Origin of the sequence: Pseudomonas asplenii (assembly GCF_001293465.1) — a bacterium.
Taxonomy (GTDB): Bacteria; Pseudomonadota; Gammaproteobacteria; order Pseudomonadales; family Pseudomonadaceae; genus Aquipseudomonas; species Aquipseudomonas fuscovaginae_B.
In genome coordinates this window covers 4,016-16,634 of sequence record NZ_JSYZ01000049.1, presented here as the reverse complement: position 1 = coordinate 16,634, position 12,619 = coordinate 4,016, and the positions used below count along the sequence as shown (strand labels likewise).

General features: G+C 64.0%; 13 protein-coding genes. 8 read left to right on the top strand and 5 right to left on the bottom strand.

Going from position 1 to position 12,619, the window contains the following annotated elements; translation table 11 throughout:
- Nucleotides 1-196 precede the first annotated feature (196 nt).
- Together rhtA and PF66_RS31080 are read left to right on the top strand one after the other, a co-directional pair.
- Nucleotides 197-1,084: a threonine/homoserine exporter RhtA gene (rhtA, locus tag PF66_RS31085; protein ID WP_054056386.1), complete on the top strand. Its 888-nt coding sequence runs from the start codon at nucleotides 197-199 to the stop codon at nucleotides 1,082-1,084.
- A gap of 170 nt (nucleotides 1,085-1,254) precedes the next feature.
- On the top strand, nucleotides 1,255-1,533 hold the full coding sequence (locus PF66_RS31080) for a hypothetical protein (protein WP_054056387.1): 279 nt from the start codon (nucleotides 1,255-1,257) through the stop codon (nucleotides 1,531-1,533).
- A gap of 13 nt (nucleotides 1,534-1,546) precedes the next feature.
- Here PF66_RS31080 and PF66_RS31075 read toward each other — a convergent pair whose 3' ends face one another.
- A complete protein-coding gene (locus PF66_RS31075; protein ID WP_054056388.1) occupies nucleotides 1,547-2,113 on the bottom strand; it encodes a TetR/AcrR family transcriptional regulator in 567 nt (188 codons plus the stop codon).
- A 93-nt stretch (nucleotides 2,114-2,206) separates the two neighbouring features.
- On the opposite strand from PF66_RS31075, the gene PF66_RS31070 reads away from it, so the two are divergent.
- Together PF66_RS31070 and PF66_RS31065 are read left to right on the top strand one after the other, a co-directional pair.
- Nucleotides 2,207-2,947, top strand: a complete 741-nt coding sequence (locus tag PF66_RS31070) for an SDR family oxidoreductase (RefSeq protein WP_054056395.1) — start codon at nucleotides 2,207-2,209, stop codon at nucleotides 2,945-2,947.
- Nucleotides 2,948-2,983: 36 nt separating this feature from the next.
- Nucleotides 2,984-3,574: a 2-hydroxychromene-2-carboxylate isomerase gene (locus PF66_RS31065; protein WP_054056389.1), complete on the top strand. Its 591-nt coding sequence runs from the start codon at nucleotides 2,984-2,986 to the stop codon at nucleotides 3,572-3,574.
- Between the two features lie 149 nt (nucleotides 3,575-3,723).
- Here the strand turns inward: PF66_RS31065 and PF66_RS31060 are convergent, their stop codons facing one another.
- From PF66_RS31060 to PF66_RS31045, 4 genes are all read right to left on the bottom strand, one after another.
- Nucleotides 3,724-5,532, bottom strand: coding sequence for an aminopeptidase P family protein (locus PF66_RS31060; protein ID WP_054064823.1), 1,809 nt, complete (start codon nucleotides 5,530-5,532; stop codon nucleotides 3,724-3,726).
- 58 nt (nucleotides 5,533-5,590) lie between these two features.
- Nucleotides 5,591-6,760 (bottom strand): aminotransferase class V-fold PLP-dependent enzyme, encoded by a 1,170-nt coding sequence (locus PF66_RS31055; protein ID WP_054056391.1) that lies wholly within the window; start codon nucleotides 6,758-6,760, stop codon nucleotides 5,591-5,593.
- Between the two features lie 200 nt (nucleotides 6,761-6,960).
- Nucleotides 6,961-7,587, bottom strand: coding sequence for a LysE family translocator (locus PF66_RS31050; protein ID WP_054064822.1), 627 nt, complete (start codon nucleotides 7,585-7,587; stop codon nucleotides 6,961-6,963).
- 105 nt (nucleotides 7,588-7,692) lie between these two features.
- Complete coding sequence (locus PF66_RS31045; protein WP_054056393.1) at nucleotides 7,693-7,962, bottom strand: hypothetical protein; 270 nt, start codon at nucleotides 7,960-7,962, stop codon at nucleotides 7,693-7,695.
- A 415-nt stretch (nucleotides 7,963-8,377) separates the two neighbouring features.
- Between PF66_RS31045 and msuE the strand changes: the two genes are divergently transcribed.
- The 4 genes from msuE to PF66_RS31025 all read left to right on the top strand — a co-directional run bounded on the left by msuE (nucleotide 8,378) and on the right by PF66_RS31025 (nucleotide 12,581).
- Nucleotides 8,378-8,941, top strand: a complete 564-nt coding sequence (gene msuE, locus PF66_RS31040) for an FMN reductase (RefSeq protein WP_054056394.1) — start codon at nucleotides 8,378-8,380, stop codon at nucleotides 8,939-8,941.
- Between the two features lie 9 nt (nucleotides 8,942-8,950).
- A complete protein-coding gene (ssuD, locus tag PF66_RS31035; protein WP_054064821.1) occupies nucleotides 8,951-10,096 on the top strand; it encodes an FMNH2-dependent alkanesulfonate monooxygenase in 1,146 nt (381 codons plus the stop codon).
- A gap of 185 nt (nucleotides 10,097-10,281) precedes the next feature.
- Entirely contained in the window at nucleotides 10,282-11,469 is a 1,188-nt protein-coding gene (locus PF66_RS31030; RefSeq protein WP_054059909.1) for an acyl-CoA dehydrogenase family protein, read from the top strand.
- A gap of 8 nt (nucleotides 11,470-11,477) precedes the next feature.
- The gene (locus tag PF66_RS31025) at nucleotides 11,478-12,581 is read left to right on the top strand and encodes a sigma-54 interaction domain-containing protein (protein ID WP_054064820.1); all 1,104 of its coding nucleotides are present in this window, start codon (nucleotides 11,478-11,480) and stop codon (nucleotides 12,579-12,581) included.
- Nucleotides 12,582-12,619 lie beyond the last annotated feature (38 nt).

Genomic DNA, 12,619 nt, shown 5'->3' with positions numbered 1-12,619 from the left:
GTCAACCGTTATTTTCAGATTTTTATCATGAAAATCAGAGACATGGATTCACACCCTTCCCCTGTGGAAGCCGGCTCCCACCACGCCAATACAAACAATAGGCCAACACATTTGAGCAATATATTGCTCAATCATCCTTTGTTCAGCATCATACCCGTGCATCCCTTCCTATCTATATGCTCCGGACATCCACCTCATGACCCAGCAATCCCGCAGCCTGGCCACGACAATCTTCCCCGTGGCCCTGCTGATCATCGCAATGGCCTCCATTCAATCCGGGGCCTCCCTGGCCAAAAGCATGTTCCCGGTGGTCGGCGCCCAGGGCACCACTACCCTGCGCCTGATCTTCGCCAGCGTGATCATGCTGCTGATCCTGCGCCCATGGCGGGCGACACTCACCGCCAGGTCCCTCGGCACGGTGGCCATCTACGGGGTCGCCCTGGGTGGCATGAACCTGCTCTTCTATATGGCACTGAGAACCGTGCCCCTGGGAATCGCAGTCGCCCTGGAGTTCACCGGGCCACTGGCCGTGGCGCTCTACGCGTCACGCCGGGCCATCGACTTCCTGTGGATCGGCCTGGCAGTCACCGGCCTGCTGCTGTTGATTCCGACCTCGGGCACCAGCACCAGCATCGATCTGGTCGGCGCGCTCTACGCGCTGGGCGCCGGAGCCTGCTGGGCCCTCTATATTCTTTTCGGCCAGAAGGCCGGCGCGGACAATGGTGTCCAGACCGCCGCACTGGGCGTGATGATCGCCGCCCTGGTCGTCGCCCCCGTCGGCATCGCCCACGCCGGCACAGCCCTGCTGAGCCCGGCGCTGATTCCTGCCGCCCTCGGCGTCGCCGTCCTCTCCACCGCCCTGCCCTACAGCCTGGAGATGGTCGCCCTGACCCGTATCCCGGCCCGCACTTTCGGTACCCTGATGAGCATCGAACCGGCCTTCGGCGCCCTGTCCGGCCTGCTGTTTCTCGGCGAATACCTGTCCCTGGCGCAGTGGCTGGCGATCGCCTGCATTATCTGCGCTTCCATAGGTGCGACGCTGACCATGCGCAGCGAACCCAAGCCGGCAATCGCGACTGATTGATACAACACGTGACGTTACTCTGGCATTTGTCGCGCAAATAAGACATGTTTACGCCTAACTCAATGCCAGCCTTGATAAATTCGGACGGGGCGCTCAAGGAAGAAACAGGTGGGCACGAAAGAAGCCAAACTCGGGCTGTTTGATCCGGGGGCTGGAGATTAAGGACAGTAATGAAGCGTTTTTTGATTGTCTTGGCAGTACTCGCCGTCGCCGGTTGTGCCGCGACCTCCAAACCCATCAAGCACGGCAAGCGGGGGCTGCACATCAACTGTTCGGGGCTGACGTCCTCCTGGGACAAGTGCTACACCAAGGCCGCCAATTCCTGCAGCGACAAGGGCTACAAGATACTCGCCAAGTCCGGTGACGCCGTCGAGGATCCCGGCGACTATCCTTTCGGCCTGAACCCGGCCGGTTATACCAGTCGCAGCATGATCATCATCTGCAAGTAGGCCAAAGCCGCCACTACGCGGACGGCTGACCGATCTGGCGACCGATTTCGTCGCGACTCGACTTCAGCACCTGCTGCTGAAGCTCCGGCGTCGACATCATGCGCGCCACCACCAGCGCCCCCACGCACTGGGACAGGATCGACCAGGCCTGACTCTCGCTGCCCAGCGCCTGCGCCCAGCGCTGTTGCAGCCGACACATCCAGGCCTCGGCCCGCTCACGCACAGCCACGTCGGCCCGGGCAATCTCCGCACCCAACGCCGGCAACGCACAGCCACTCTGCGCCTGTTCGACATGGCTCATGCTCAGGTACAACCTCAGGCATCGTTCCAACTGAGCAGGATCCGGCTCCCCTTCTCCACCCAAGCGCGCCACGCTGCGGCTCAACTCCCGTTCGACAATCGCCCCGAACAACTCGTCCTTCGACGAAAAATGCCCATAAAACGCCCCACCGCTAAGACCGATGGCTTTCATCAGGCCATCCACCCCGATGGTGGCAAAGCCTGATTTTTTCGCCGAAGCCGCACTGCTTTCCAGCAGACGCTCGCGGGTTTCCTGCTTGTGACTGAGCGAGTAACGCATGGTGCTGTTCCTGTTCACGACCTTGACGCTGGTCGAATCGTAGCATAACGTTCGTTTAGTTAACGATAGTTTACTAAAAGAGCGATGCTGACCATGACTACTGCAAACAACCACAAGAAAGTCGTATTGGTCGTCGGTGCCGGCGACGCCACTGGCGGAGCCATAGCCCGACGCTTCGCCGCCGAAGGCCTGGTCGCCTGCGTGACACGGCGCAGCGCCGACAAGCTGCAACCTCTGGTCGAAGGCATCCGTCAGGCCGGTGGCGAGGCCCATGGTTTTGCCTGTGATGCACGCAAGGAAGAAGAGGTGGTTGCCTTGATCGAGCAGATCGAAAACCAGATCGGTCCGATCGAAGCCTTCGTCTTCAATATCGGCGCCAACGTGCCATGCAGCATCCTTGAGGAAACCGCCCGCAAGTATTTCAAGATATGGGAAATGGCCTGCTTCTCCGGCTTCCTCAATGCCCGCGAGGTCGCCAGACGCATGGTCACCCGCCAGCGCGGCACCATCCTGTTCACCGGTGCTACCGCCGGGCTGCGCGGAGCCGCCGGGTTCGCCGCATTCGCCGGCGCCAAGCACGGGATCCGCGCCCTGGCCCAGAGCATGGCGCGGGAACTGGGGCCACTGAACATCCATGTCGCCCATGTGGTGGTCGATGGCGCCATCGACACCGACTTCATCCGCACCAGCTTTCCGGAAAAGTACGCCCTCAAGGACCAGGATGGCATCCTCGACCCGGCCCATATCGCCGAGAACTACTGGTACCTGCACAACCAGCCGCGGGACGCCTGGACCTTCGAACTCGACCTGCGGCCCTGGAACGAACGCTGGTAAGCTCATCCCCACGACAACAACAAGGATGCTTCATCCATGAAAAAAAACGTCGAGTTCTATTTCGATCTGGGCAGCCCTGCCTCCTATCTGGCCTACACCCAACTGCCCGGAATCTGTGCCCAGGCCGACGCCCGACTGGTCTACCAGCCGATGCTGCTGGGCGGCGTGTTCAAGGCCACGGGCAATGCCTCGCCCGCCGAGATTCCGGCCAAGGGGCGCTACATGATCCAGGACCTGGCCCGCTACGCCCAACGCTACGGCGTCCCCTTTCGCTTCAACCCGCACTTCCCGGTCAATACATTGCTGCTGATGCGTGCGACCACCGGCGTACAATTGCACCAGCCCCAGCGTTTCGTCGAATTCGTCGATGCGTTGTATCGCGCACTGTGGGTCGATGGGCGCAACATGAATGATCCGGCTACGGTTGCGCAGGTGCTGGTCGAGAATGCCTTCGACCCGCAACCGATCATTGCGCTGACCCAGGATGAGCAGGTCAAGGCCGTACTGAAGGAGAAGACCGAGCAGGCCCTGCAGCGCGGGGTGTTCGGTGCGCCGAGCATGTTTGTCGGCGAACAGTTGTTTTTCGGGCAGGACCGTCTGGAATTCGTCCGGGAAGCGTTGGCCTGACCGGCAGGAGTGTCAGGCAGCACAGATGCCACCTGCCAGATCGTTTTCGCCGACAAGCCCGGCTCCTACAGGAACGTATCGCATGCTGATTCTGCGTATAGCGCTGTTCCCCTGCAGGGGCGGGCTGGCCCGCGAAAGGGCCCTGAAGATCAGATTGCCGCAGTACGGGTATTCAACCACTCCAGCGCCGCACCGCTGAGCAGCGGACTCAGCCGCTCACGCACCTCGGCATGGTAGCCGTTGAACCAGTCGCGCTCCTCCTGCGTCAGCAACGCCGGCTCCAGGCAACGGGTATCGATCGGACACAGGGTCAGGGTTTCGAAGCGCAGGAACTCGCCGAACTCGCTCTCGCCTGCCTCACGGTTCATCGCCAGGTTCTCGATACGCACCCCCCAACGGCCCGGGCGATAGGTGCCCGGTTCGATCGAGGTGATCATCCCCGGCTGCATCGCCGTCTGTGGCGCCGCCACCGCCTGGTAGGCGATCACCTGCGGCCCCTCGTGAACATTGAGGAAGTAACCCACGCCATGGCCGGTGCCATGCCCGTAGTTGACGTTGTCCGCCCAGATCGGCGCGCGGGCGATGGCATCGAGCAACGGCGAAAGAATGCCGCGGGGGAAACGTGCCCGGGACAAGGCGATCACACCCTTGAGCACTCGCGTGCAGTCAGCTTTCTGCTCGGCGCTCGGCGTGCCCACCGGGACCATCCGGGTGATGTCGGTGGTGCCGCCCAGGTACTGGCCACCGGAGTCGATCAGCAACAGGCCGTCGCCTTCGATCACTGCATGCTCCTGCTCGGTCGCATGGTAGTGCGGCATCGCGCCATTGGCATTGAAGGCGGCGATGGTGCTGAAGCTCAGGGACACATAACCAGGACGACGGGCCCGGGCAGCCGTCAGCTTCTCGTCGATGGTCAGTTCGGTGATCCGCTCGCGACCCAGCGCGGTTTCCAGCCAGGCGAAGAACTCGCACAGGGCCGCGCCATCCTGCTCCATCGCCTGGCGGATATGCACCGCGTCCTCCAGGCTCTTGCGCGACTTGGCCAGGGTGGTCGGGTTCAACCCTTCCACCAGACTTACTTCGGCGCCCAGGTTGTCCAGCAGGCCACTGGTGACCCGGGCAGGATCGACCAGCAGGCTCGAACCGGCCGGCACGGCCGCCAGGGCCGCGCCAATTTCGGCATAGTCACGCAGGCTCACGCCATCGCGCTTGAGGATCTGCACCAGCTCGGCGCTGACCTTGTCCAGCGCCACGAACAGCGTGGCCTGCTGCTGGTTGACCAGGGCGAAGGAGACGAACACCGGGTTGAACGACACATCGGCACCACGCAGGTTGAACAGCCAGGCGATGTCGTCCAGGGTCGCGATGAAATGCCAGTCGGCGCCGCGACTCTTCAGTTCTTCGCGCAGTTGCGCCAGTTTCTCGCCACGGCTGACCGTCGCCTGCGGCGGCAGGTGCTCGTAGACCGGCTGGCTCGGCAGCACCGGACGGTCTTCCCAGACCTGTTGCAGCAGATCGATGTCGGTACGCAGGCGCGCACCACGGGCTTGCAGCTTCTCTCCCAGGGTACGCGCCGAAGCCAGCGCCATCACCGCGCCGTCCACCGCGACCACGCCGCCGGCCGGCGTCTGCTCGGCCAGCCACTCCAGCGGCCCGGGTTGCCCCGGCTGCAGCTTGACCAGCTCGATACCGCTGCCGCCCAGTTCCTTGGTCGCCTGCTCCCAGTAACGGCTGTCAGCCCAGACTCCGGCAAACTCCGCCGTGACGATCAGGGTACCGACCGAGCCATGAAAGCCCGACAACCACTGCCGGCCCTGCCAGTAGGCCGGCAGGTACTCCGACAGGTGCGGATCGGCCGATGGCACCAGCAAGGCGTGGATACCCTCGCGCTTCATCAGCTCGCGGGTGTGCGCCAGGCGCTGGGGTACGGTTCCCTGACTCGAGGTCTGCGTGCTCATCATGTCTCCTGCTACTCACGGGTTTGATTGTTGTGCGGCGCTGATGATGGATCAGCCGTCACGACGGGGCAACTGCCCAAAATGGCACCGCGGCACTGGCGCAGGCCTTGATTGCCGCGGCCGCCCGGTCGATGTCCTGCTCGGTGGTGAAACGTCCGAGGCTGAGCCGGATGGTACGCGCCGCGGAATCGGCATCGTGACCCAGCGCCAGCAACACGTGGGACGGCGCATTGCTCGCCGAATTGCACGCCGAGGTGGCCGAATAGGCCAGCGACTGGCTGAGTTGCGCGCCATTGAACCGACCCTTGGCGAAGGTCAGGCTCAGGGTATGGGGAATACGCTGCTGCGCACTGCCGTTCAGGCGCAGGCCCGGGATATCCGCCAACTGGTCCAGCAGACGCTGGCGCAGCGCACGGATCAGCGCCGCCTCTTCTTCGAAGGCCTCGGTCGCCAGCGCAAAGGCGCTGCCCATGCCGGCGATCTGGTGGGTCGCCAGGGTCCCCGAGCGCAGGCCACCTTCATGGCCGCCACCATGGATCTGCGCATGCAGGCGCTGCCGGGCGCGCGCCCCGACATACAACGCGCCGATGCCCTTGGGTCCGTACAGCTTGTGCGCCGAGAACGACATCAGGTCCACCGGCAACTCGCCCAGGTCGATGGCCACCTTGCCGGCGCCCTGGGCGGCGTCCACATGGAACAGCGCTCCCTGTTCGCGAACCCGCTGACCGATGGCGCGGATGTCGTTGAGCGTACCCAGTTCGTTGTTCACCAGCATCAGCGACACCAGGAAGGTGTCCTCGCGCAGCGCTTCGGCGACCCTCTGCGCGGTGATCAGCCCTTCGGCGTCCGGCTCCAGCCAGGTCACCTCGACCCCGCTTTCCTCCAGTTGGCGGGCGGTGTCGAGGACCGCCTTGTGTTCGATCCGGCTGGTGACCAGGTGCCCGCCGCTCGCGCCACGGGCCTGGGCAACACCCTTGAGGGCCAGGTTGTTCGATTCGGTGGCACCGGAGGTCCAGACGATCTGCTCGGCGCTGGCGCCCACCAGGGTCGCCACCTGTTGCCGGGCCTGCTCGACCGTCTGCCGGGCGCGCTGGCCAAAGGCGTGGGAGCTGGAGGCCGGGTTGCCGAAGTTGCCGGAAAAGCCCAGACACTCGACCATGACCTGAATGACCCGCTCGTCCACCGGTGTCGTGGCGGCGTAGTCGAAATACAAGGGAAGTTGATTCATGGCAAAAGACTCACAAAGCGTGTCCCGCGGATCGATCTCTCACTGCAGTCAACCGAGAGTTGAACGAACAGCTGTACCCGATGGAAAACGATCAAGGAAAGATGACTTTCATGCAAAGTGCGTAGGAACGCTCCTGGAATCCAGCTTACAGGGCCGGGAAAGGTGTTGCGAGCACCAGTCGCCCCTGCTCCATCGAAGGCTCAGTGCAACAGTTGCTGCACACTCTCATGCGCCAGCGGGTACAGGGAAATCACCAGCAACAGCGCCATGGCCACGTTGAACAGCCGCAACCAGCGGGGCTCGCGCAGCACATTGCGCAGCAGACTGCCGCAGGCGGCCCAGAGGCTGACGCTGGGGGCATTGATCAAGGCGAACACGGCGGCGATCACCAGCACGTTGCTGAAATAGCCCTGCAGCGGCGTGTAGGTGCTGATCGCACCGATTGCCATCACCCAGGCCTTGGGGTTGACCCACTGGAACGCCGCGGCATTCCAGAAGCCGAACGGCCTGCCCTGTCCCTGGTCGGTTTCGGAGACCGGCCCCGAGCCGGCGATTTTCCAGGCGAGATACAACAGGTAGGCACCGCCGATGTAGCGCAAGGCGGTATAGAGCGCCGGATAGGCCTCGAACACCGCCCCCAGGCCGAGCCCCACGGCCAGAACCAGCACGAAGAAACCGCTGGAGATGCCCAGGATATGGGGAATGGAGCGGTTGAAACCGAAGTTCACCCCGGAGGCCAGCAACAGGGTGTTGTTGGGACCGGGCGTCACGGAAGTCACCAGGGCGAACAGGGCAAAACCCAGCAGGAGGTCGAGCGAAAGGGTCATGGCGGGCATCCGGCAAGCGTATCAGTGAGGCGCTCACCCTATCCCAGCGACCCGGAGAAGCTCAGGCACAGCTGACGAAAACTTCGACCCGTACAGTTTTTACCTTCATCCCCTGTTGACCTGTCTGTTACTGCCGCGATCGGCACTGATCTCGGCCTTCTCATCAAAACCATAGACCTGCTGTGGCTGGCCCAGCAGCTCGGCTTTCTTGCGCTGGTATTCCTCGAAGGACAGCCCGCGACGGTTCAACGCCTCCATCGCCAGTTCCCGGGTTTCCTCGGCGGTATAGGGCCGCAGTTCAGGGGACGGATGGCTGGCGCAACCGGCCAGGACCGACAGCAACAGAAGCAGCAGAACCGCAGGTGTGTGTTTCATGAGGTGACTCCCGAATGCCCGATTTGAGTGGATGGACACAGGCTACCGGGGCCCCCCCGGCAGCAGAAATCACCGCTCTCGATAGTCGCTATCGATCGATCGCCCCCCCGTTGCCACCGAAACCACCCATATTCCATAAAGAACTATAAATATGGAAATACGTTCATTTACGGAATATCAGAAACCCCGTACAACGGCTCCAAGCGTTTGATCGATGTTGCCTGGGCAACTGTTCGCCAGCCAACAGTCGATCAACAAAACAGCCCGCCAGCCAGCACCCGGCCCATCGCCGGACGAGGCGCAAGCCCGTGGATTCGGGGCTCGGGTGCTTGGTACAGGTCTTGCTCAAGCCCTCTCACCAAAAGCCCGGGCACCGAACCTGCTCGCCAAGCAACTGTTTGAAAAGGAACTGACCATGTCTCGTACACTGAAAGTCGTTGCCCTCTCCGGCGGCCCCTATCGTCCCTCGCGCACCCTGGTGCTGACCCAGGCGCTGCTGGCCGAACTGGCCCGGCACCTGAACATCGAAAGCCGCCTGATCGAACTCACCGACATCGCCCGCCCCCTCGGTTCGGCCCTGTCGCGCGCCGAACTGAGCGCCGAAGTCGAAGCCCAGTTGCAGGCCATCGAAAACGCCGACCTGCTGATCGTCGCCTCGCCGGTCTATCGCGGTTCCTATCCGGGCCTGCTCAAGCACCTGTTCGACCTGGTGGACCTCAACGCCCTGATCGACACCCCGGTGCTGCTGGCTGCCACCGGCGGCAGCGAACGCCACGCCCTGGTGCTCGATCACCAGTTACGCCCGCTGTTCAGCTTCTTCCAGGCCCTGACCCTGCCCATCGGGGTTTATGCCAGCGAAGCCGATTTCGCCAACTACCAGATCACCAGCGAGCCCCTGAAGGCCCGCATCCGCCTTGCCGCAGAACGCGCCGTCCCGTTGTTCGGCGCCCATTCCAAGCAGCTGCTGAAAACCGCTTAAGGACTTGCCATGGATGTCTTCTGGTTTCTCCCCACTCACGGCGACGGTCACTACCTGGGCACCACCCAGGGCGCCCGTCCGGTCACCCTCAACTACCTGAAACAGGTGGCCCAGGCCGCCGACAGCCTCGGCTACCACGGCGTGCTGATTCCCACCGGCCGCTCCTGCGAAGACTCCTGGGTCATCGCCTCGGCGCTGGTGCCACTGACGGAACGCCTGCGCTACCTGGTGGCGATCCGCCCGGGCATCATCTCGCCGACCGTCTCGGCGCGCATGGCCGCGACCCTCGACCGGCTGTCCAACGGCCGCCTGCTGATCAACGTGGTGACCGGTGGCGACCCCGACGAAAACCGCGGCGACGGCAGTTTCCTCAGCCACGGCGAACGCTACGAGGTCACCGACGAATTCCTGAAAATCTGGCGGCGGGTGTTGCAGGGCGAAGCCGTGGACTTCGAAGGCAAGCACCTGAAGGTGCAGAACGCCAAGGCACTTTACCCACCGGTGCAGAAGCCCTATCCACCGCTGTATTTCGGCGGCTCCTCGGACGCGGCCCACGATCTCGCCGCCGACCAGGTCGACGTCTACCTGACCTGGGGCGAACCACCGGCCGCCGTGGCCGCCAAGCTGGCCGACATCCGCGAGCGTGCCGCACGCAAGGGCCGCACCGTGCGCTTCGGCATCCGCCTGCACGTGATCGTCCGCGAAACCGCCGAAGAAGCCTGGAAAGCCGCCGACCGGCTGATCGAACACATCAGCGACGAGACCATCGCCACGGCGCAGCAATCCTTCGCCCGCTTCGACTCCGAAGGCCAGCGGCGCATGGCCGCCCTGCACGGCGGGCGCCGCGACAACCTGGAGATTTCGCCGAACCTGTGGGCCGGCGTCGGCCTGGTCCGCGGTGGCGCCGGTACCGCACTGGTAGGCAACGCGCAACAGGTGGCCGAGCGCATCAGGGAATACGCGGACCTGGGGATCGAGAGCTTCATCTTCTCCGGCTACCCGCACCTGGAGGAAGCCTACCGCTTCGCCGAACTGGTTTTCCCGCTGCTGCCCGAGCCCTATGCCAGCCTGGCCGGCCGTGGCGTGACCAACCTGACCGGCCCCTTCGGCGAAATGATCGCCAACGATGTGTTGCCGGCCAAGGCCGGGGCCTGACAGCCGGGAGAAGGGACTATCGCCCTGACGAGGGGCAACGGCTGCAAGGCGGTGATCCATGGGCGCGGGCGTACCCGCGAATTGGGCCTCGAGGCTGCCAAAGGCTTCGCGGGCAAGCCCGCTCCCACAGGGTCGCTGCCGCTCCCTCAACAGCCTCGACACCGCCTTATACAGAGGAACACCGCGTGACGGCTCAACCACACAACCTCCTTCCCGATCCCCTGCAGACCGCCCGCCTGCTGGCCGCCGAGTTTGCCGAAACCGCCGTCGAACGCGACGAGCGCGGCGGCACGCCGAAAGCCCAGCGCGACGCCCTGCGCAACAGCGGCCTGCTGGCCCTGAGCATTCCCACCCAATACGGCGGCCTCGGCGCCAGTTGGAGCGAAACCCTCAATGTGGTGCGCGAATTCGCCAAGGTCGACAGTTCCATCGCCCATGTTTTCGGTTTCCATCATCTGATGCTCGCCACCGTGCGGCTGTTCTCGCGCCCCGAGCAATGGCAGCCGTGGTTCGAGCAGACCGCCCGCAAGAACTGGTTCTGGGGCAACGCCCTCAATCCGCTGGACACACGCACCGTGGTCCGCAAGCTCGGCGGCTGGCGCGAATTCTCCGGCAAGAAGAGCTTCTGCTCCGGTGCCAGCGACTCGGAAATGCTGATCGCCTCGGCCGTCGACGAAAGCGCCGGCGGCAAACTGCTGATCGCCGCGATCCCCAGCGGCCGCTCCGGCATCACCCTGCACAACGACTGGCACAACATGGGCCAGCGCCAGACCGACAGCGGCAGCGCCAGTTTCGAACGGGTGCGGGTCGAAGAGTCGGAACTGCTGCTCGAACCCGGCCCGCTGAGCACGCCCTTCGCCTGCCTGCGGCCGCTGATCGCGCAACTGACCTTCACCCACATGTTCCTCGGCATTGCCGAAGGCGCCTTCGCCGAAGCCCGGCAATATACCCTCACCGAGACCCGGCCGTGGTTCAAGTCCGGGGCCGGGGACATCCGCAAGGACCCGTACATCCTCAGCCACTACGGCGACTTCTGGGTTGCGCTCGAAGGTGTACGGCTGCTGGTCGAACGTGCCGCCGAAGGGCTCGACCGGGCCTGGGAAAAGGGCCCGCAGCTCAGTGCCGAGGAACGTGGCGAACTGGCGACCGCCATCGCCACGGCCAAGGTTGCCGCCAGCCGCCAGGGTCTGGAACTGTGCAGCAGGCTGTTTGAAGTCACCGGTGCACGCTCCACCCACGCCTCTCTGCGGCTGGACCGCCACTGGCGCAACCTGCGTACCCAGACCCTGCACGACCCGCTGGACTACAAGCTCCAGGAACTGGGCGACTGGGCCCTGAACCAGACACTTCCCATCCCCACCTTCTACTCGTAGAGACGCCCATGCAGCTGCTAACCCTACCGCCCTCGCCGGCTCTGGCAACCTCGATCCGCGCCACCGCCCAGGTCTTCGAAGACCCCAAGTCCCAGGCCCTGCTCGCCCATCTGCACCAGGTCGCGCCCAGCGAGGCCAGCGTGCTGATCATTGGCGAAACCGGCACCGGCAAGGAACTGGTGGCCCGGCATATCCACAACCTCAGCGCCCGTCGCAACCGGCCGTTCATCGCGGTCAACTGCGGGGCGTTTTCCGAGTCGCTGGTCGAGGCCGAACTGTTCGGCCATGAAAAAGGCGCCTTTACCGGCGCCCTCAGCGCCAAGGCGGGCTGGTTCGAGGAAGCAGACGGTGGCACGCTGTTTCTCGACGAGATCGGCGACCTGCCGATGCCGATCCAGGTCAAGCTGCTGCGGGTCCTGCAGGAACGCGAAGTGGTGCGCCTGGGCTCGCGCAAAAGCATCCCGATCAACGTGCGGGTGCTGGCGGCGACCAACGTCCAGCTGGAAAAGGCGATCAACGCCGGGCATTTCCGCGAGGACCTCTACTACCGCCTCGATGTCGTCAACCTCGAACTCAGCCCGCTGCGCGAACGGCCCGGCGATATCCTGCCGCTGACCCGGCACTTCATCGATGCCTACTGCCAGCGTCTGGGCTACGGCGACATCCGTATCAGCCCGGCGGCCGAGCAGAAGCTCAAGAGCTACAGCTGGCCGGGCAACATCCGCGAACTGGAAAACGTCATCCACCACACCCTGCTGATCTGCCGTAACGGCGTGATCGAACGCGACGACCTGCGCCTGTCGAACATGCGCATCGAGCGCCAGGACGACCACGCCGCAGGCACCGACGACTCGGCCGAAGCCCTGCTCGAGCGCGCCTTCCAGAAACTCTTCGAGGAACAGGCCGGCGCCCTCCACGAAAAGGTCGAGGATGCTCTGCTGCGCGCGGCCTACCGCTTCAGCCACTACAACCAGGTGCACACCGCCAACCTGCTGGGCCTGAGCCGCAACGTGACCCGCACCCGGCTGATCAGGATCGGCGAACTGGCGGTGAACAAGCGCCGCCCCGGCGAGAACGTCCAGGGCGACCGCATGCTGCAGCTATCGATCTAGGCGTCTGGCACCGCCATTAGGCTGTGTACGAAATTGTT

Excerpts from the sequence above, each read along its gene's own strand:
- rhtA (WP_054056386.1), top strand. The coding sequence starts at position 197 with ATGACCCAGCAATCCCGCAGCCTGGCCACGACAATCTTCCCCGTGGCC.
- PF66_RS31080 (WP_054056387.1), top strand. The coding sequence starts at position 1,255 with ATGAAGCGTTTTTTGATTGTCTTGGCAGTACTCGCCGTCGCCGGTTGT.
- PF66_RS31075 (WP_054056388.1), bottom strand. The coding sequence starts at position 2,113 with ATGCGTTACTCGCTCAGTCACAAGCAGGAAACCCGCGAGCGTCTGCTG.
- PF66_RS31070 (WP_054056395.1), top strand. The coding sequence starts at position 2,207 with ATGACTACTGCAAACAACCACAAGAAAGTCGTATTGGTCGTCGGTGCC.
- PF66_RS31065 (WP_054056389.1), top strand. The coding sequence starts at position 2,984 with ATGAAAAAAAACGTCGAGTTCTATTTCGATCTGGGCAGCCCTGCCTCC.
- PF66_RS31060 (WP_054064823.1), bottom strand. The coding sequence starts at position 5,532 with ATGAGCACGCAGACCTCGAGTCAGGGAACCGTACCCCAGCGCCTGGCG.
- PF66_RS31055 (WP_054056391.1), bottom strand. The coding sequence starts at position 6,760 with ATGAATCAACTTCCCTTGTATTTCGACTACGCCGCCACGACACCGGTG.
- PF66_RS31050 (WP_054064822.1), bottom strand. The coding sequence starts at position 7,587 with ATGACCCTTTCGCTCGACCTCCTGCTGGGTTTTGCCCTGTTCGCCCTG.
- PF66_RS31045 (WP_054056393.1), bottom strand. The coding sequence starts at position 7,962 with ATGAAACACACACCTGCGGTTCTGCTGCTTCTGTTGCTGTCGGTCCTG.
- msuE (WP_054056394.1), top strand. The coding sequence starts at position 8,378 with ATGTCTCGTACACTGAAAGTCGTTGCCCTCTCCGGCGGCCCCTATCGT.
- ssuD (WP_054064821.1), top strand. The coding sequence starts at position 8,951 with ATGGATGTCTTCTGGTTTCTCCCCACTCACGGCGACGGTCACTACCTG.
- PF66_RS31025 (WP_054064820.1), top strand. The coding sequence starts at position 11,478 with ATGCAGCTGCTAACCCTACCGCCCTCGCCGGCTCTGGCAACCTCGATC.